We start from the raw sequence: 18,304 nt of genomic DNA on the forward strand, positions 1-18,304 counted from the left end.
TCGTTTCGGGAGAGGTTCTCAAATGCTGAAACCCGCTAAAACGCGGCCTCGATAAACTGCACGACCTACTGGCACGACGGATGGCGAATTGCACCACCGTCCGGGACGTGAATACCGCCCAAAAACGAGCGAGAATCACCTGCTGAGCCATCCACTCAACCAGCATTTGCATCCGTAACACGGTGTTACCGCCGGCTCGTCGCACCCGGCGGGCTGCTCATCAATTGGTACACCGATGGACGCCCCCCAGGCAGATTGGGAGCCACATCGGTGATCATCCCGGAAGCCCCGTCGCTCATCAAAGGCGTGGCGGAATGCGGTGCCCAGGCCAATCGATCTTCCGAGTCGACTTCCTCCAGATGCTCCAGCAAGATCCGTCGAACTTCAAAGATCGCCTTTCCGGTCATGTGCAACTTCGTGTGCGTTGCGTCGACCACCAGCTCGCTCTCCGTGTCCTCCATCGTCGCACTGTTGTATTCGACCACGCCGTCGCCACGATGATGCCGCCCAGCCAAGATAGGCGGGTCTTCTAAGACACCGACGATGTTGTGGTACTTCACATTCGCAGATCGCTTGGCTCGCAACATCACGGGAAAAATCGGTGAGTCAGGCGCAAGCGAATCCACCGCATTGGCTTCGGTCAACAAACGCGTGTCACGGAAGAACCCTGGGTTCGCGCGAGTCAAACGTGTGCTGGTGGAAACGGCCATCCGAGGCAACTTGATCACTTTGCCAGCCAACCATCGCGTGGTTGTGTTGGCCAGGTTGCTGCCGCGATGTGGCGTGCCGATCGTGATCACGCGACCAACGGATTGGTTCGGACGAAATTCAAGGGCACTGACAAGCTTGTTGATGTCTTGCGGTGGGCCACGCAGTTTCTCTTTGGGCTTGTCGCTGACCAAGTTCCAAAAATCGTCGCCGCTGTCGATGGTCTGCATCCGACTGACCAATCCGCCCATGCTGTGGCCAACCAGAACGGTGTGGTCCACCGCGCGGTCTTGACCGGCAGGATCGAATGTTTGCCGCATGGCAAAGAGATCACCACGCAACTGAGTCGCGCTGATCCAAAATGGTTGCCCGGATGGGTACAGATAAAACCAAAACTGATAGCGTTCGCGAATTTCGGGGAAGCTACGCAAGTCGTTGAACATGTCCATCCAAGTCAGCGGGCTGGACCAAAGTCCATGCACCATCAACACCGGAATCCGGTTTGGGTCGTAAGGCTCCAACATGTACAGCCCACGCTTTTGCTGCGCGTCGTCTGGATCGAGCAACCCTTCGGTGGCTCGGTCACGCTTGCGATATTCATCGCTGTCCAAAAAGTATGCGAGCGGAGTTGTCAGGTCAGTTTCCAACGGCACCCAGTCGTTGGCCAATTGAATTTGATTGGCTCGCAACGGATCGAAGAACTCCAGCACGCAAACTGCGGTCTCGTCCGCCGCCCCAAACTCGTTGGTGTGCGAAACTTGCTGGATCGAATGCGAGTTGCCCGATCGCGCCATTCCGCTGTGGACTCCCGTTCCACGACCGCCACGTGAAGGCTCGGTTGAACATCGCAGCAACGCCGTCACCGCATAGCTCAAGCCTTCAGGATAGTACTCCTCCTCAGGATGCCCTTCACCACGTGGCTTGCGAACCGCGATCAACGGCACGCCGAGCCCGTAAGTTGTGTGACGATTGTTCAAAGTTTTGATGTCGTAGTCGCTCACAAATTCGTAGTGATCGAATTCGTCTTCTTTCCAAGCACCACGCATCTCCGCCCGAATCACGAACTTCTGATTCGCGGTTTGAATCGTGTAAGTCTGACCCGGCCGCAAACGATTCTCTGCACACAGCAAACGCAGCAAGTCCTCCAGCGACTCGTTGTACAAGTCACAGACGGCACGAAACTGGGGATCGTATTGGTTGCGGACTTCGCCGAGTTGATCACCAAACAAATAGCGATAGCTCGTTGTCAGAGCCACGCCGTAGTGATTCATTGCGTCGCTGGACCGCCCGTCTCGGTCCGCGATTTTTCCTTCGACGTAGGACAACTCTGACAGAGCGTAGGCGAGCTCGGTGTCCGGATTTTGGGCATTGAGCGTTTGCAGACGGTGAAGACAGATCTGACTGTCGTCTTGGTAGGTTTCAATCAACCCGTAACGACGCAGTGTGCTCTGTGTGCGAACGCTGATCTCGGGACCGCGCCACCGCAACAAATGCAGCGAATTGGTCAGCGCATTTTCGCGAATCGATCGGTTTTCGAGATACCGAGAGGTGATGCAACCGGACGAGCTGCAACACAGCAAAACGATCCAAATGGCGCAGCAACGAACGCTCGCCCAAGGAGGCGATTGTGAACGAAGAATCGGTCGTGCAGACGAACGATTGGAACAGACCATGGGCGGACACTAGGAAACCCCGTCGAACCGTGTCAACGCGAACATGGCAAGCTGGGGCACCTGCGGGCTCTGCAAATGCCGATGGTCCGATCAGCTCAATTCAAGGCAACTTGGCAGTGCGGTCTATCCACGAGCGCAAAAGAAAACGCCCGTAGCGAAATTGAATCGCCACGAGCGTTTTGCGTGCGGTTATCAGAATTCAAGCGACGACTATTCGAGTCCGGCCGTTTCCTTCATGGCCTTGGTACCGAGAGCGCCCCACAAACCGTACGGACTTTGCATCCCCGGTAGTGTTGTCGACGATCCAACGGGCCAGTTCGGTGCGTTCGCGTTCTTGTTGCCAGCATCGATCGAGTCGGTGATGAAGCGAACCGCTCCGTCACCCATCAACACGTGAGCTCCACCTTGGTGCCGGCTGCCCATAGCCACCATGCAGTCCGAACCGTCTCCCGACCAGGAACAGCTGACGCCGTTGGGAGGCATGATCGTTGTCACACTCGACATAACAGGACGCCCATCCGCCCAACGCATCCCGTGCCGCTGTGAAGTGGCCCAGTTATTGGCATTGGTTCCGGCAACGTGGAATTGAGGTCGAGCCGGATCAATTGTGTCCTCACAAACAGCCGGGTCGCTGAAGAAGGCGGCATTGCTACCGCGGTTGATGACAACCGTGTTGATTTCTAGGGTGTTGTTGTCCGTGACAATCTCACCGCACGCGATCGTGTTGCTCAAACCATCCAGGATATCTCTGAAACGAGTCTCACGCCGCGTGACAAAGAACCCACGATCCATTCCACCGCGTCGTGGCGTACACCATCCTGCTTCTGATCCATCTTGGTTAACGCAAGAGTGATTGTTGCTGGCAATACCGTCGCCGATACACGCCGCATAGTTCGTGAACGCTTCGAAGTTACCTGGGGGAACATTCGGGTCACTCGGGCAACGGAACGTGCCCACTTGAGTCAACCATGGAGTGTAATTTCGATCCCATGGCACCGGGCCCATCGGCGGAAACGGAGTCGCACGGGTTGTTCCGTTGTGGTTCGTCGCGCGAGGGTTGGCGATTTGTTCCCACAAACCTTGCTGCTCGATGAATGGGGTGAGACCAACCAAAAAGCTCAAAAGATGACGGTTACCAGGGTTGTCAAATGTCCCACCACTTTGTGTCGGCAGGCGGTTGTAAGCGGAATGGTAGTTGTGAAGGCCCAAACCGATTTGCTTGAAATTGTTGCTGCACTGCATACGCCGTGCGGCTTCGCGCGCCGCCTGAACGGCAGGCAACAAGAGTCCGACCAACACGCCAATGATCGCGATCACGACCAATAGCTCGACGAGCGTGAAGCCCTGAGGAGATTTGCGTTTCATTTAAAACGCTCCTTAAAAGGAAGGGGAAGAAATAAGGGGAACAAACGTAGTCCCCGAAAAGAAGCTGCCAATCGACAGCAAAATCATCTTGGAAAAGCCGACGGTGATTCGATCGACTGAACGAAATCACTGGCTCATCATGTCGGCGGCGTTGGATTCTTCCATCGCCTGCATTTGCTCCTCAGTTTGCACGACGCTGTCGTCCACTTCAGAGACGGTCACATCGTTGTTGGGGCCACAGCCGACGAATCCGCCAAGACAAAATATCAAAGCCCCGAAGGCAACGAATTTTTGCGACATCAGAAACACTCCTTAAATTAATAAAGCACGAAAATTGCGAATCACGCACCACGCTAGGTGCAACCATGCCCCGTCAAAGTAAATCTATGGACGGGAGCCCGACAATGAGAAAAGCCAACAATTTGATACCGAATCGTTTTTTGACAACCTTCATTCTATATTTCACACCGTGAATTTTGCGGCGACTGGCGCAGCCTGCTCACACATCGCATATCGCCGCACAAACCTCGCGTAGCCATCACCTATAGAGAGCGAACCCCACACCCCTCGGCGGCAAAATTCCTTAAGCCCAATTTGCCACACGAGACGGGTTGAGCGGTTGCCAAAGAAGGCCGAACCAACCGCATCCCTCAAACATTTCGCGGCCGCTTCTGAAGCCGTCGTGAGATCGTCGTTTGAATCAGCTGCGTCATCGTGTGATGACCAAACAAATGACGGCAACAGAAATTTGTAAGCAGACGAGTTTTGAGCTCGTGAATTTCAAGACGGTGAATTCACAGCGTTACGTTTTAAGAGCTTCACAGCTCAGATTGATTTCTGGCCTTGTTTCATGGCCGCGTGATTTGATACCCCGACATGCCTGGAACCAGACTTTCGCCAGGATGAAGCGAAAGACACGCAAAGGAATGCGAACGATGGAAATTTTTGGCAAACGAATTGGCTACCGGCTAACCGGTGGAGTCGCGACGATTCTTCTCGGAGCTTTTGCTGCCGCGCAAGCTCAACGCAGCGAGCTTCCCAGCGACACAGAACTGGCCGATCAAAACGTGCCAGCCCTGGACGCTCCTCGTTGGCAATCCGAAATGCCAGCACCGATCTCGATGCCGGGCACCGAAGAGACCGGGCCTCAAAACTTCCTCGCGGCCTTCGATGATTCGTCTGATCCAGGCGCGATTCAACAAGCTGCCTACTCAGATGAGACATACGTGTCTCAGCCTGTCGAAATGGCGAGCCACAATGAATCGTTTGACGGTCCTACGCCGATGACGATTCCAGAACCCGCTCCTCAAGCGGCACCACAAACATCCGCACAAGACGCTGGACCAAGCAACGCCGGTCCAAACATGGCACTGCCAGCGATGGCAATGGATATGCCCGCGATGGACATGCCTCCAGCCGATGCGCCCGTTAACGCCATGCCGGAAGCTGACCTTTCGATGCCGGGCGGTTTTGATATGCCCGACATGAGCATGTCGATGACGATGCCACCTCAACCTGAGGCCACCGCACCAACCGAACCGCAACAAGACGCCGGCCCAGCAATGGACTTGTCGGCCATGTCATTCGGTGGCATGCCCGCACCTGATCAAGCCATGGCCAGCGAAGGTCCCTCGGACATTCCCGTCAATGACATGCGAATGAATGACGGTCCGGCGCGGATGCCTGAGCCTGCACAAATGGCGAACGACTCGTTGCCAAACCTGCCCGCTCCACAGCAACCGGGCGTTTCGTTCGCACAACCTGCCGACGCATCATTCGGCGCGATGCCAAACGACATGGCTTACGAGCAACCAAGCCAAAACAATCAATCGTCACCCTACGGCCAACCCGAACCAGCGAATGCGAACAGCATGCGTTCCGGCGGCGATGCAAGCTTCAACAACGACCTGCGTTCCGCACCGGCCGCTGCTCCCTATGGTGCTCCTGACCAGTTTGCCAATGCCGACCCGACCACCGATTCCGATCAGTTTGGCGGAGGCAACCAATTCGGTTCGCCTGAACCATCGGCCTACGGCGGCAACGCACCCAACAACAACTTCGCCAACAGCAACCCTGGATACGAAGAACCTGCTCCCGCAGCTTCGACTCGTTTCGCGAGCCAGCGTGGACTTCCCGCGCCAGGCTACGCTGCTCCGGGAGCCGGCAACAATTATGCCAGCAACGCACCGACGGCGGCGCAAGCAGCCGCTTATGCGATGCCGGGTGAACGTCGCTTGGAAGGCATGCAAACACCCAGCATCGTCATTCACAAAGAAGCACCACCGGAAGTCAAAGTCGGCCAACCCGCCACGTTCAAACTCAACGTCCAAAATGTCGGAACCGCGGAAGCCTTGGGCGTTCGAGTTCACGACACCATTCCTGCTGGAATGCGTTTCAACGATGCTTCCGGCAACCCAGTCATGCAAGGCGACGCGTTGATGTGGGAACTGGGTGCCTTGCCCGCTGGCGAACAACGCATCATCACGATGAACCTGACGCCTGTCGAAGAAGGCGAACTCGGAAGCATCGCTCGCGTGACGTTCGAGGCCGCTGCCTCGGTGCGAACTCGCAGCACACGCCCCGAACTCAAAGTCACCCAGCACGCACCGGCAAAGGTCTTGATCGGTCAACAACTCGAAATCGAACTCGAAGTGTCCAACGTTGGTTCGGGTGCCGCAACAAACGTCGTCCTTCGCGAAGATGTTCCCGAAGGCATGGACCACCCCGGTGGCCGCGAACTCGATTCGTTCTTGAACACCCTTCGTCCCGGCGAAGTCCGTCGCGAAGTGCTGCGGATGCGAGCGGTTGAACCAGGCGTGATTCGCAACACTGTTGAATTGGTGTCCGACGACGCCGAACCAACCAGCCACACAGTCGAAGTCGAGGTCGTTGCTCCGGCGATCGATGTTCGCTTGACCGGACCTGGCCTGCGTTTCTTGGAACGACAAGCGACCTACGAAGTTGAACTGATCAACCGCGGCACCGCACCAGCGACCAATGTTGAAATCATCGCTCGCCTCGATCGCGGATTCACTTTCGTCGGAACCGAGAACGCTGGCTACTACGATCCCAACCGTCACGCCGTCCTTTGGTCGGTTGCTTCCTTGCCACCGGGCAAACCCGCCAAGGTGCCGTTGACGTTGCTGCCAGTCGAAGAAGGCGAACAAGCGATCCAGTTGGAAGCTGCCGCCGATCTCAACACTCGAGCAACCAGCGAAAGCACGGTTCGAGTGGAATCGCAAGCGGAACTCAGCTTCAGCATTTCGGACTTGGCTGACCCAATCGAACAAGGTGCCGAGACGACCTACGAAATCCGTGTCCAAAACACCGGCTCGCGAAACGACTCCAACGTCCAAGTTCGCTTGATGGTTCCACGCGGCATGGAAGTCCTGGGAGCCGACGCGGAAGTCCGCCCGGACGGCCAAGGCGGAATGATCTTCGCACCTGAAAACGAACTTCCCGCCGGATCGGAACTGACCTACCGCATTCGTGTTCGCGGTGACGCCGCCGACACGCACTTGGTAAAAGCCATCGTGACCAGCGATCAGTCGCCCAAACCGGTGACCAAAGAAGAGTCAACGATGGTTTACGCGGACCGCTAAGATCCGCGGGTCAACCCCATGCCTCCTATCTCGGGTGGTTTCATCACCCGAGACGGCGACCTACAGTATCTATCGACGGGTGATTGGCATCCGTCCACTGACTGTTTGTTTGCCGCGGAGGATCGCCCGTGAGTGATCGCGTCCTGATTGTCGAATCCGATGCTGATGCACGCGATGAATTAGTGCGCATCCTGGATGACGATTCTCGCGAAGTCGTCGCGGTGAAAAGCTGCGATCAGTCATTGAAGGAACTGGAAGTCGCCTCCTTCGACTTGATCATCACCGAGCTGCCGAAGTGCAAAACACTTTCCGCGGATTCCGGCGATGCCAGCTCCCCATCCAGCGACGCAGGCACCGCCGCGATTCGCTGGGTCGAAAAGTTGCGAGCCGCGGCCCCGCGAGTTCCCATCATCTTGATCACGCGAGAGGGGGCCGAACCAGTCGCCGGCGAAGCCCTGATGCGAGGAGCCGCGACCTACATTCCGTTGCATTTAGCCCAAGAGGGCTTGGTCGAAACGGTTGAGCAAGTTCTCAAGGTCAGCCGCTCGGCGTCTCAGGCCACCGACATCGATCAGTGCGTTTCGCGAATCAAGCTGGAGTTGGTCCTGCCCAGCCACGAACAACTTGTTCCCGCCGTGATCGCCCGACTGGAACAAGAGCTCGAACAACTGCATCTGTTCGACGAAATGACGTGGACGCAAATCGCGATGGCACTCGACGAAGCCATCCTCAACGCGATGATCCACGGCAACCTGGAAGTCGAATCGGCTTTGCGAGAGGTCGACGAGGGCGAAGCCTACCAAGAAAAGATTCGCCGACATCGCGAACTGTCTCCCTATGCCGAACGTCGTACCTACGTGACGCTGACCGCCACCCGCAGCCAAGCCGTCTTTGTCATTCGTGACCAAGGCCCCGGCTACGATGTCTCGGCACTTCCCGATCCAACCGACCCGGCCAACTTGGAATCGATCGGTGGACGAGGGCTCCTGTTGATCAGTGCATTCATGGACGAAATCCATCACAATGAGATTGGCAACGAACTGACGATGATCAAACGCAAGCGATCCGACAGTTCCGCGTCGTGATCGTCCGTCGTTCAACTTCCCATCTCGCTTTGTATCTGCCATGACTCCGGTCCACCCCGGCGATCGATCTTCCGCGGCAATGCTGCGCAAGCAAGAAGCCATCGAACAATCGATGTGCTTTGGTCGATCCATCCGGTGGCCCGTTCTTCGAATCGCCGGCGTCGAAGTCTCCGTCGCGATGTCATTGCCGCTCGGTCTGTTTGCTGCCATCGCATTTGGTGTCTCGGCTTACTTGACCGACACCACCGCTTCGGCCAATTGGCAATCGCATGCCCACTGGATGGCTTGGCTGATCGGCTTCTGGTTGCTGGGCCTGCTGATTCAAACGGCCATCGCGGTTTGGCATCAACGAAACGCCGGCGTACATCGCGGCGGTTGCATCGTTTCAATCGGAGGCGTTTGGACCGCCCCGACTCAGCGTCCGCACGGAATATCGGTTGCCGGCGTCCTGATGATTTGGTCGCTCTGCATGCTCACGCTTGGACTCGGATCACTCGCTCTGATTGGCGTCTCCTTGTTCACTATTGACGCCCCCATCAAAGGCGGCCCGATCGTTTGGCTGGATGATCCTTGGGCGGCGGTCGCTTGGCTGTGGTGCCTGCAAGGCATTTGGAATTTGCTGCCTTTGCCACAATCGCTTGGACGAGTCGGCTGGGCACTCGTGTTCGCATTGTTCGGTGGCGGGCCAAACCACGATCCTCGCGTTTGCCTCCGGTCATTGCGAGCTTGGATCATCGCGATGGCCTTGCTGACTTTGGTGACCGGCAACTTGCTGCTCAGTACCAGTGGAGTGACTTCGCAAGCGGGCGGATTGGCTTGGCCGGCCGTTGCTGGCGTGGTTGCTTTGTCGCTTTGGCTGTTCACTTCGGCTGGATCTCCCGACCTGACCGCGATCTACGAATCGATTGTTCGCAGAGCGGAATACATCGAGGTCGGTGAGCAGAATCCGATCGGCCGTTTTCGTGGACGGTTCGGCCCGGTCGCCACATGGCGTCGATACAAAGCCCGCCGAGAAGATGTCGCCAAGCAACAAAGGCTTCGCGAAACGATGGAGCGTGAACATCGCGAAGCCGACGACGCGTCACGAGTCGATGAAATATTGCAGCGTTTGCACCAGGAGGGAGCCGAGTCCCTGTCGCCAGAAGAGCTAGAACTGCTGCAAAGAGTGAGCAAAGCGCTTAAGAATGAGCGTCAGAACATTGCAAGAGACATCGACTCTGACGACTAATTGTTAAAGGCGGAGCAATCGAACGGGGGGAACAGACATACACCGCCTCCAATATCGATTGATTGACGACCAAGTGTCATCGAAGTGGTACGGTTTTGCATGACCGTTACATCAACCACACCGAGCACCGAAATCGATCCGCTGCACGCCAGCGTATTGGCTGGCGTGTGCGTCGCCGAACGTGCCGCAGCCGAAGCGGCTCGCGTCGGCACCGCGACGGAAGATGCGATGGAACGCGTCAATCAAACGCTCGTCAATGATATTGAACAGCTTTCAATTTCTCTCTCGGACAAGTTCGAAGAGATCCGGCTGATTCACGACCTGACGGCCAACCTGGAACTGGAAAGCGATGCAGATGACATTTGCATCGACATGCTGAATCAGCTTTCTGTCTGTGTTCCTTGGAGGACAGCCATCGTCGAACTGTGCCCGGCCGATGCCGAATGCGTCGCCGACGAACCCGATCGCTTGATCGTCGGCGAACCAATCAACACACAAGACCTGGATTCGATGATCGCCGCCTCTTGGCGACACGCCGCGAAGACCGATGGCATCGTTCGCGACATCACGATCGTCAACCAAAGCGACGAACCCAGACTCGAAAACCATCGCTTGATGATTCTGCCAATCCACCGTGGCGGAACCCATCTTGGGCGGATGATATCCATCCGCACGCTCGATCAACCTGAATTCACCACCGTCGACATCGATCTGGTGCGTTCAGTTCTGATGATGCTGTCCATGCACTTGGTCAACCAACGTCAGTACATCGAAATGCAGTCGATGCTGGAAGGCATGGTGCGTTCCCTCGCGTCGGCACTGGACGCGAAAGATGCTTACACGTGCGGTCACAGTTCTCGTGTTGCGGATCTCGCCGTCGCACTTTCGCGTCGACTTGGAATGACGCAACAAGATTCCGACTCGCTGCAACTGGCCGGTATCCTTCACGACATCGGCAAGATCGGCATCGATGACTCGGTGCTGAAGAAACCCGGCGCACTGACGGACGAAGAGTTTGACCAAATCAAACGACACCCGGTGCTGGGATATGAAATCCTGAAAGGCATCCGTCCGTTCCGACACATCTTGCCCGCCGTTCGCCATCACCACGAATCATGGGACGGCCGCGGGTACCCGGACGGATTGTCAGGCGACAACATCCCACGTGCCGCACAAATCTTGGCCGTCGCGGATTCATTCGACGCCATGGTGAGTGACCGCCCGTATCGCCGAGGCATGCCACTTGATAAAGTCCGCAAGATCTTCCGCGAAGGTCGCGGGAAGCAGTGGGCATCCGATGTCGTCGACGCCCTGCTCAGCAACGAAGAATTGATGATTCGATTCGCTGAAAACTATCAAGCTCCACCGGAAATTGATCCTTAAGCATGTTCTTGATCGCGGTTGATGAAGCCGGCTATGGCCCGAAACTCGGACCGCTGGTAATCGCCGCAACGCTTTGGGAAGGCACCACCGAATCGTCTCAATGGAATGACACGATTGCCGAGATGTGGGATGTGATGAAGACGCCCGTCTCCATCGACGGCCAACGCATTCGAGTCGATGACTCCAAACGCGTTTTTCAAAGTCGCACTCAGCGACGCGGTGACACATCACCGCTTGGCAATCTGCATCGAGCGATCTCGTTTGCCCATCGCTCGATGGGCCGCCCGGAATCAAACTGGCAAGAACGCCTTTCGACACTGATTCCGGACGACCTTGATTGCGTGGCATCGATCCCGTGGTTGGCCGACATGCTGACGCCGGGACGCTGGCTGCGCGAGCTTCCTGATCAGTGGCTGTCTGAGGAATCCATTGCGCGAGCCACTCAGGCTTGGGCAATTCCCGATTGGAAAATCACCGACGCGCGAGCCCGCATGGTTACGGCGAAAGCTTTCAACGCGTTCTGCGAACCAACCGCTTCGGGAACTTCTGCCAACAAGAGCGACCTGCTCGGCGAAACCAGCCTTGGACTGGTCGCCTCGATGCTGAATTCGCAACGACTAGTGTCCCACAAGCACGGGCAGATCTACTTTGACCGGCATGGCGGACGACGCTACTACGCCGGAGTCATCGCGGCGACCTTCCCAGACGCGATTGTTCGCGTGGTGGATGAAACCAACCGCTGCAGTGTTTACGATGTTGAAACAGCGACTCATCAACTGAGAATGCATTTCACTGTCAAAGGTGATTCGTTCGTTCCCGTCGCCATGTCATCGCTTCACGCCAAATGCCTTCGCGAAATTGCGATGGCGTTTTTCAATCATCACTTCGAAGACCGATGGCTCGGACCAGAACCATACCACCCCACTGCGGGCTACCCCGTCGACGCCGACCGCTTTCTTGCCGCGGCCACCGCGACACTGAACTCGCAGTCCATTGCGACGTCCGATTTGATTCGATGCCGTTGATTCGATTCACCGCCGCATTGCTTCTCACCGTTCTTGGCGGGCTCAACTTATCGTGGTGCGATGAACCACGACGAACAAAAACGACCGACTCCAATTCTCCTAAACTTCTTCGTCCGGATCTGATTCTTCAATCGCTTGAGTCACCCGACACATCCGAACGTCGCCAAGCAGTGCTCGACCTCGGTCAGTGCCACGCCAAACATCCGAACCTGGTCCCCGGTGCGCTGCAGCTGCTTCGGAGATGCGCCAACGATTCGGAATTTGATGTTGCCATGGCATCCATCGAGGCTGCGGCAACGATCGGCAACCTCGAGTCATTCGGTGCGGTCGTCGATGCACTGCGAGGCGACCACACCTCATCGGAAGCAGGAAGAATTCTGGACGCGGTCGATGTTCCGTCGCTTCGGCGATTTTGGAAAACCTCCGATCCGTTCCGTGTTGGCGACATCGTCAAAGACCTGCAGCAGAAGGCGACGCGGCAACACACAATGGCTTCCTTGTCTGCAATCGCAATCCCCGAACCATCAGCCGGCGTGATCGCGTCCGGTCGCGAAGCATTCATGATCGCGCGATGCGACGCGTGTCATCAAGTCGCTGGATACGGCCGAGCCGCCGGCCCCGATCTTCGAGGCATTGGAATGTGCTACTCCAACACGGAGCTCATTCGACACATTCTTCATCCTTCGCTCGATCTTCACGACACCGGACGATTTGAGAAATTCCTTCTGACCGATGGCCGAGTCATCACCGGCCGCGCGGTCACCAATCAATCCACATCGACCGATCGATCGAGCGTTCAAATCCAAACGGACCTCTCCAACCCCGATGCGGTTCTTCCCATCAAACTCAGTGACATCGAACAACGCCAGCCATCGCCCGTCTCACCGATGCCGGTCGGCCTGTTGAATTCATTGACGCCGACCCAGGTCGCGGAACTGGTCGTGTATTTGCGCAGCGACGGCGGACGGCTCTCCCCACCAGACGCCAGCCACGATCATTGACCGAAATGGCGATTGTGAGCGTCGGGACGATGCCATCCATCCGGCACCGAATGCGCAGAGAAAACGGCAACCCAAAATGGATTGCCGTGGCGTTTTTTCAAGTTCGGCAAAATTCAAATTCGGCCGATGTGAGCGGAGTGATCTCAGCCCGACTTGCGAACGGGTTCACCGCTCATCGATGAGTGCGAAGCCGGCGTGTCACGCAGCAACTTTGTGTACTCGTCGACGCCTTCCTGCTCTTCCTTCAGGATGTCTTCCAGGAAAACGACCAAGCTGCGTTGCGGCTCGGCCAATTCGATCGCCTGGGTGTACATCTCGACAGCCTTGGCTTCGAAGTCCCGGCTGAACTCGAGAACTTCAACCAGGTTCTTGCTCTGCTTGATCTCATTGCGAGTCGCGACAGGAACCCCGCCGAGAGCCGAGATCTTCTCTCCGACGAGCTGAGCGTGACCGAAGGATTCCTTCGCGTCGCCCAAAAATTTGTCGGCGTAAACTTCTCGCCAAACGCCTTCGATGATGAACGAAGCCTGGGAGTACTGAGCGACCCCAGTCCATTCGTGCTTGAGAATTTCGTTGAGCTGATTGATCAGTGCTTCGCTGGCCATCGCATTTCCTTTGAGTGGTCGGTGTGGGATTAGTTGGACCGAAAAATCCAATTCGGTATCTCAACCAAAGCTTCCCAAAATTCTTTCACACCGCACACCCCGAGACGCCCAGCCGACCTCAAACACCCGTCGAATTCCTCACCCGCGGACAGCGCCACCGCGGCTATCAACCACCACCGGATGACTCGCGGAACCATCCGGCAACCAGGCCGACACAGAACACCGCCAATTGATTTAGGAAAAAAATTGTTTGGCAAATTCTGGACACGCAATCGAGATGGACACTTCCAATTCAACCACTTTTCACACGCACAAAAAACAGGCAGCCTCGCCGACCCCCGCCACATTAGGGTTTGCTCAAAAAACACGCAGGCTGCAAGCGGCGACGTAAGTCCCATTGCTAGCAAAGGTTCCGAAGGCACGTTTGATCGGTCTCGAGGATAGCACCACGTCCCAAACGACCCGTGCACCCTCAGCCCAACTCACTCCTGACATGACGTCATCGCCTTCGCACCGAACCGAATCCACTGACTCCCGACAAGTCTCTTCGTCACGGATGAACGAAAAATCAGTGGAGCAAACCGCCGCGAGCGATGATGCCCCAGCCGTCTACGCCAGTGACTTGGCTCGGCCCACCGGTTCGACCAGCTCTTCCACCAAGACCAAAGCTCCATCAGTTGCCGCAGCAACGAGCCCCATCAAGCTGTCGCCGTTCGACCCGGACATGCCCTACGAAGATCGCCCGGAGATGGTCCTCAAACTAGCCGCCGAAGCCTTCGCTCAAACCGGAAGCTGGGTCGTCTTCTATCGCGAGATCATGGGCTGCGACGGCGTCGTTTGGAAACTGTTCCCCGAAGCCCCCCAACGCCGCCACTTCGAGTCCAGCCCCGAGTTCGCGGAACTGCTCGAGATCATGACCTCGATCCGCAGCCAGGACAGTTCGAAGACCAGCTTGCACGAACCCGAACGAATGATCACCGTTCGCCTGCCACGCTCGATGCACTCGACCGCGGTCAAGGAAGCCTCCGAACTGGGCCTGAGCATCAACAGCTACTGCCTGACCAAACTGCTGCAACCGATTAACAAACGCTTCACCCCGCTGGAAGCTGGCCCCCGCCGCGGACGCCGCCCCGGACCGCAAATCCAAGTCGAGAAAACCGCCACCGGCGAGATCTCCATGCAGCGAATCCGCGTACCATCGAAGTCGACCAAATCGACTCCCAAGTCTGGCCGGAAATCTCAGAAGTAGTCGCGAACCTGATCCGGATCACGACGTCCTTCCGGAACGAAACCGATCCATCTCGCGCAACCGCATCTTGCTCCCGACCACCTGACCCCAGGCATCTTCGAAGTGGCACGCAACGAACAACTGATTCGCCAACACAAACTCCTGCAGCTCCTCGAAGATTCACGCTTTGGTCGAACCCTGGATGAACTGCGCGGCGACCTGATCCTGGACCTGGGACTGTCGACGCTGCACACTCGCACGGTCCGCCGCGACGTCGAGGCTCTGCAAGGCGCGGGCTACGACATTCAAAACGAGGTCCTGGAACGCGGCCGCATTTACCGCCTCGGTCGCAACCACACCGCGGTCCACGAAATCGCGTTTTCGGCGACCGAGCTGATCGCGCTGTCGATCGGCCGCGAACTGCTTTACCCGCTGATGGGCACCCAGTACTGGCAAGGCATCGAGACGTTCTGGAACAAAGTCCAAGAAGCGATTCCCGAAGGCGTCTACGAACACTACCAGCGATACCGAAAAGTCCTGTACGTTTCCGGAACCCCCAGCAAAACCTACGAAGCCCAATCGGGAATGCTGAAGACGATCAACCGAGCAATCCTGGAACACCGCGTCGTCGAGATCAAATACAAACCGATCGGCCGCGAAGCATCCGTGCGTCAGATCGAGCCCTATGGTTTGGCCGTTCATCAAAACAGCATCTACGTGGTCGCCGCGGCCCCCGAGGTCACCGACGAATCCGAACGACTTCGCAACTGGAAGCTCGATCGATTCACACAGGCCACCGTACTGGACGACTACTTCAAACCCGACCCGAAGATCAATCTGAATGAGTTCCTGGGAAAGAGCATCGGCATCTTCTCGGGCGACAGCAGCACACCGGTCAAGATTCGGCTGGGCAACCGATCCGCGTCGTACCTTCGCGAAGACCCTTGGCACCCGGAACAAAAATTGGAACCGGTCGACGCCGACGATCCGGCATCCGACACGATCCTGACCGTTCCTGCGTCACATCCTCGCGAACTACTACCGAAGGTGCTCGCTCTGGGAAGCGACGCGGAAGTTTTGGAACCGGCGGAATACAGACAAGCCGTCGCGGACGTCATTGAAAAGCTCGCCCAAACCTACAACGGCTAGTCACATAAGCTCGCCCGAGCAGACGCGGCAAGCAAGTCTCACGCATGAAACGACCGTACGATGGACTTCCAAGTCCGTCGGGCCAACACCTCAGTCCCAAACGATCTTGCAGGCGTCGAAGATTGGGCCTTCCACGCAAGTGCGTTTGTAATCCCACTCGCCATCGTCTTGCTTGACTTTGGCGACACACGAGAAACAAATCCCGATCCCGCAGGCCATCGGTGTTTCCATCGACACTTGGCAATCAACCCCCAGCCGCTCGCAGACCTCAGCCGACTTTTCCATCATGATCTCCGGCCCGCAGGTGATGACGCGGATACGAGTCTCGGGACTTTCGCTTTGAAGCGACTGCAATCGGTCGGCCAACACATCGGGCACGCGTGCGGCGCGACCTTCGGATCCATCGTCCGTGCAGGTCGTCACCTCAAATTCAGCCGATCGAAAATCGTCGACGCCCGCCAACAAAGAAGCACGGCGAGCTCCGTAAATCAACTCGACATCCTTGGCCCAACCACGCTGCCTCGCATCGCGTCCCGCGGCGAGCATTGGGGTTTGGCCGATGCCACCAACCGCCATGATCAACCGATCACACGGCCGATCATCGAAGCCATTCCCGAGCGGTCCCCACACCGTGACCATCGTTCCGACGGGGGCTTCCGACAACGGAAGCGTGAGCGCACCTTTGCGCAGATAGATCAGATCGATCGACTCGGGCTGGCCATCAGCGCCTGCGTGCACGTCATAAATCGCGAAGGCTCGCCCGATCAACGGTGCGTTGACGCCCGTCATTCGAATCATGACAAACTGCCCGGGGCGGAAAGTCCGTGCGATCTCCGGTGCCGCCACGCGAAGCAAATACGTGTTCTCCGCGATGGATTCGTTGCGGATCAGCGGTGCATCGACACGCACCATCGCGTCGGCGTAATGGGCAGCGTGCAAATTGGACATGTGCTCAAGGGGTCAAGACTCGAAACGATTCATTCGGCCCGAGAAGTGTACCGCCACTTCGTTTGCACCTCTAGGACGCCCTCAAACGGGCTTGCGAATAAACTCCACCCGCGGCGCCTTCGATCCTTGTCGGTCACACCTGAAAAACTCCGCGACGTATCGAACCGGGGTCCGCTGCTCGGGCACGCGGAATCGATCCCCCTTCTGCAGAACCGGACGCGCTTCCAGCATCCCGCCAAATTGTTCGGTCCCAGCGGCCTGACATGGGTACCAAGTCCCCGCCAATTCGCCGCGTTCGGGCTTGGCATCCTTCGGCTCCAAATAGAACTCCGGATAGCAGTGCCCCGGAATCCAAACCATCCGCGCCGGAATGCCGGTGTTGCGACACAACGCGACAAACAAACTGGTCATGTCTTCACAATCACCCACGCCGGCTTTGAGAGCATCCGACGCGTCGCGAATCGGGCCTTCTTGATAACGCACCTTGTCCCGGACCACGTCATAGATCTGACGCACCTTTTCCCAATCGTTCTCCGGCGCATCGCCAGCCAACTCGCGAGACAAAGCTCGGATGGAAGGATGCGAAGAATCGATCATCGGGCTGTTGCCCATGTAAGCCCGCATCTCACGAGGCAACCTCGCTGGAACAATCAAATTGTCCGTTTCCGTGGGAGCCACAATCGGTTGCCGAACGACCTCCATTTCCAATTCGACTTGAATCGAACCTCCCGATGTCAAACGCGGAATTGCAACGACCACTTGCCGTGCCCCATCCAATTCGCGGACGGCGACATTACCAACACGTCCATCCACCGTGCGATCCTTGATCGAAACCGTTTGCTCCGGCCAATCCATGAACACGGGGAAAGTCGCCAGCCCCGAAGTGAACGTCACCGGCGTGTCGATGTTCACTCCCAAACGCCAACGCGTCGTCTGAGGAACAGTCAAATCGAGCTGCGTCGCTGCAACGGGAGATGCATCCAACTGCGACTGCGCCGCGTTTTCGCCAGCAGCGTTCGTCGCGCCTTCTTGCCCAAACACGCTGCCAATAGGCAGGACCGATCCGGCAACGACAAAAGCGCCCGTTCCCGAGCCAACAAGAGATCGCAAACACGCGCGACGAGTCATTTGTTTCTTTGATTCAGTCATACCCACATTCTAACTCCGGCGGTTCTCGATCCCAAAGATTTTCCGCTGCCTCGTGCTGCTCAAACCCATCAATCTCCCATTCAGAGAGGTTGTGCAGTTTTGAAGTGCCGTGCTCGCAAGGTTGAAATCACCCTCCTGAACGCAGTTGGGGAGGG

At 57.0% G+C, this 18,304-nt stretch carries 14 protein-coding genes; 8 read left to right on the forward strand and 6 right to left on the reverse strand.

All coding sequences use genetic code 11. The features are described from left to right. Positions 1-185 precede the first annotated feature (185 nt). From B2R17_RS03140 to B2R17_RS03150, 3 genes are all read right to left on the reverse strand, one after another. Positions 186-2,288: an esterase/lipase family protein gene (locus B2R17_RS03140; RefSeq protein WP_286762811.1), complete on the reverse strand. Its 2,103-nt coding sequence runs from the start codon at positions 2,286-2,288 to the stop codon at positions 186-188. Positions 2,289-2,591: 303 nt separating this feature from the next. Further along, positions 2,592-3,746, reverse strand: a complete 1,155-nt coding sequence (locus B2R17_RS03145) for a DUF1559 domain-containing protein (RefSeq protein WP_008665497.1) — start codon at positions 3,744-3,746, stop codon at positions 2,592-2,594. A gap of 126 nt (positions 3,747-3,872) precedes the next feature. Further along, positions 3,873-4,046, reverse strand: a complete 174-nt coding sequence (locus tag B2R17_RS03150; protein WP_173401998.1) for a hypothetical protein — start codon at positions 4,044-4,046, stop codon at positions 3,873-3,875. Positions 4,047-4,648: 602 nt separating this feature from the next. Between B2R17_RS03150 and B2R17_RS03155 the strand changes: the two genes are divergently transcribed. The 6 genes from B2R17_RS03155 to B2R17_RS03180 all read left to right on the forward strand — a co-directional run bounded on the left by B2R17_RS03155 (position 4,649) and on the right by B2R17_RS03180 (position 13,070). Continuing rightward, complete coding sequence (locus tag B2R17_RS03155) at positions 4,649-7,348, forward strand: hypothetical protein (protein WP_339888387.1); 2,700 nt, start codon at positions 4,649-4,651, stop codon at positions 7,346-7,348. A gap of 128 nt (positions 7,349-7,476) precedes the next feature. Continuing rightward, entirely contained in the window at positions 7,477-8,433 is a 957-nt protein-coding gene (locus B2R17_RS03160) for an ATP-binding response regulator (protein WP_008665502.1), read from the forward strand. A 40-nt stretch (positions 8,434-8,473) separates the two neighbouring features. Further along, the gene (locus B2R17_RS03165; protein WP_286762813.1) at positions 8,474-9,661 is read left to right on the forward strand and encodes a hypothetical protein; all 1,188 of its coding nucleotides are present in this window, start codon (positions 8,474-8,476) and stop codon (positions 9,659-9,661) included. 99 nt (positions 9,662-9,760) lie between these two features. Then, positions 9,761-11,044, forward strand: coding sequence for an HD-GYP domain-containing protein (locus B2R17_RS03170; protein ID WP_286762814.1), 1,284 nt, complete (start codon positions 9,761-9,763; stop codon positions 11,042-11,044). Positions 11,045-11,046: 2 nt separating this feature from the next. Next, positions 11,047-12,069, forward strand: a complete 1,023-nt coding sequence (locus B2R17_RS03175) for a hypothetical protein (protein ID WP_286762815.1) — start codon at positions 11,047-11,049, stop codon at positions 12,067-12,069. Positions 12,070-12,341: 272 nt separating this feature from the next. Continuing rightward, complete coding sequence (locus B2R17_RS03180) at positions 12,342-13,070, forward strand: c-type cytochrome (protein ID WP_286762816.1); 729 nt, start codon at positions 12,342-12,344, stop codon at positions 13,068-13,070. Between the two features lie 143 nt (positions 13,071-13,213). Here the strand turns inward: B2R17_RS03180 and B2R17_RS03185 are convergent, their stop codons facing one another. Then, positions 13,214-13,675, reverse strand: coding sequence for a ferritin-like domain-containing protein (locus B2R17_RS03185; RefSeq protein WP_008652974.1), 462 nt, complete (start codon positions 13,673-13,675; stop codon positions 13,214-13,216). A gap of 493 nt (positions 13,676-14,168) precedes the next feature. Between B2R17_RS03185 and B2R17_RS03190 the strand changes: the two genes are divergently transcribed. Together B2R17_RS03190 and B2R17_RS03195 are read left to right on the forward strand one after the other, a co-directional pair. Next, positions 14,169-14,924, forward strand: coding sequence for a hypothetical protein (locus B2R17_RS03190; RefSeq protein ID WP_286762817.1), 756 nt, complete (start codon positions 14,169-14,171; stop codon positions 14,922-14,924). A gap of 102 nt (positions 14,925-15,026) precedes the next feature. Continuing rightward, a complete protein-coding gene (locus B2R17_RS03195) occupies positions 15,027-16,052 on the forward strand; it encodes a helix-turn-helix transcriptional regulator (RefSeq protein ID WP_008652983.1) in 1,026 nt (341 codons plus the stop codon). A gap of 90 nt (positions 16,053-16,142) precedes the next feature. Here B2R17_RS03195 and B2R17_RS03200 read toward each other — a convergent pair whose 3' ends face one another. Further along, a complete protein-coding gene (locus tag B2R17_RS03200; protein WP_286762818.1) occupies positions 16,143-17,000 on the reverse strand; it encodes a dihydroorotate dehydrogenase electron transfer subunit in 858 nt (285 codons plus the stop codon). Positions 17,001-17,081: 81 nt separating this feature from the next. Continuing rightward, complete coding sequence (locus B2R17_RS03205) at positions 17,082-18,149, reverse strand: transglutaminase-like domain-containing protein (protein ID WP_286762819.1); 1,068 nt, start codon at positions 18,147-18,149, stop codon at positions 17,082-17,084. Positions 18,150-18,304: the final 155 nt, after the last annotated feature.

Source organism: Rhodopirellula sp. UBA1907, assembly GCF_002337565.1.
Lineage (GTDB): Bacteria > Planctomycetota > Planctomycetia > Pirellulales > Pirellulaceae > Rhodopirellula > Rhodopirellula europaea.

What these genes read in the sequence shown, in the direction of transcription:
- B2R17_RS03185 (WP_008652974.1), bottom strand. Translation starts at nt 13,675, where the DNA reads ATGGCCAGCGAAGCACTGATCAATCAGCTCAACGAAATTCTCAAGCAC.
- B2R17_RS03175 (WP_286762815.1), top strand. Translation starts at nt 11,047, where the DNA reads ATGTTCTTGATCGCGGTTGATGAAGCCGGCTATGGCCCGAAACTCGGA.
- B2R17_RS03205 (WP_286762819.1), bottom strand. Translation starts at nt 18,149, where the DNA reads ATGACTGAATCAAAGAAACAAATGACTCGTCGCGCGTGTTTGCGATCT.
- B2R17_RS03200 (WP_286762818.1), bottom strand. Translation starts at nt 17,000, where the DNA reads ATGTCCAATTTGCACGCTGCCCATTACGCCGACGCGATGGTGCGTGTC.
- B2R17_RS03180 (WP_286762816.1), top strand. Translation starts at nt 12,342, where the DNA reads ATGGCATCCATCGAGGCTGCGGCAACGATCGGCAACCTCGAGTCATTC.
- B2R17_RS03165 (WP_286762813.1), top strand. Translation starts at nt 8,474, where the DNA reads ATGACTCCGGTCCACCCCGGCGATCGATCTTCCGCGGCAATGCTGCGC.
- B2R17_RS03190 (WP_286762817.1), top strand. Translation starts at nt 14,169, where the DNA reads ATGACGTCATCGCCTTCGCACCGAACCGAATCCACTGACTCCCGACAA.
- B2R17_RS03170 (WP_286762814.1), top strand. Translation starts at nt 9,761, where the DNA reads ATGACCGTTACATCAACCACACCGAGCACCGAAATCGATCCGCTGCAC.
- B2R17_RS03155 (WP_339888387.1), top strand. Translation starts at nt 4,649, where the DNA reads ATGAAGCGAAAGACACGCAAAGGAATGCGAACGATGGAAATTTTTGGC.
- B2R17_RS03150 (WP_173401998.1), bottom strand. Translation starts at nt 4,046, where the DNA reads ATGTCGCAAAAATTCGTTGCCTTCGGGGCTTTGATATTTTGTCTTGGC.
- B2R17_RS03145 (WP_008665497.1), bottom strand. Translation starts at nt 3,746, where the DNA reads ATGAAACGCAAATCTCCTCAGGGCTTCACGCTCGTCGAGCTATTGGTC.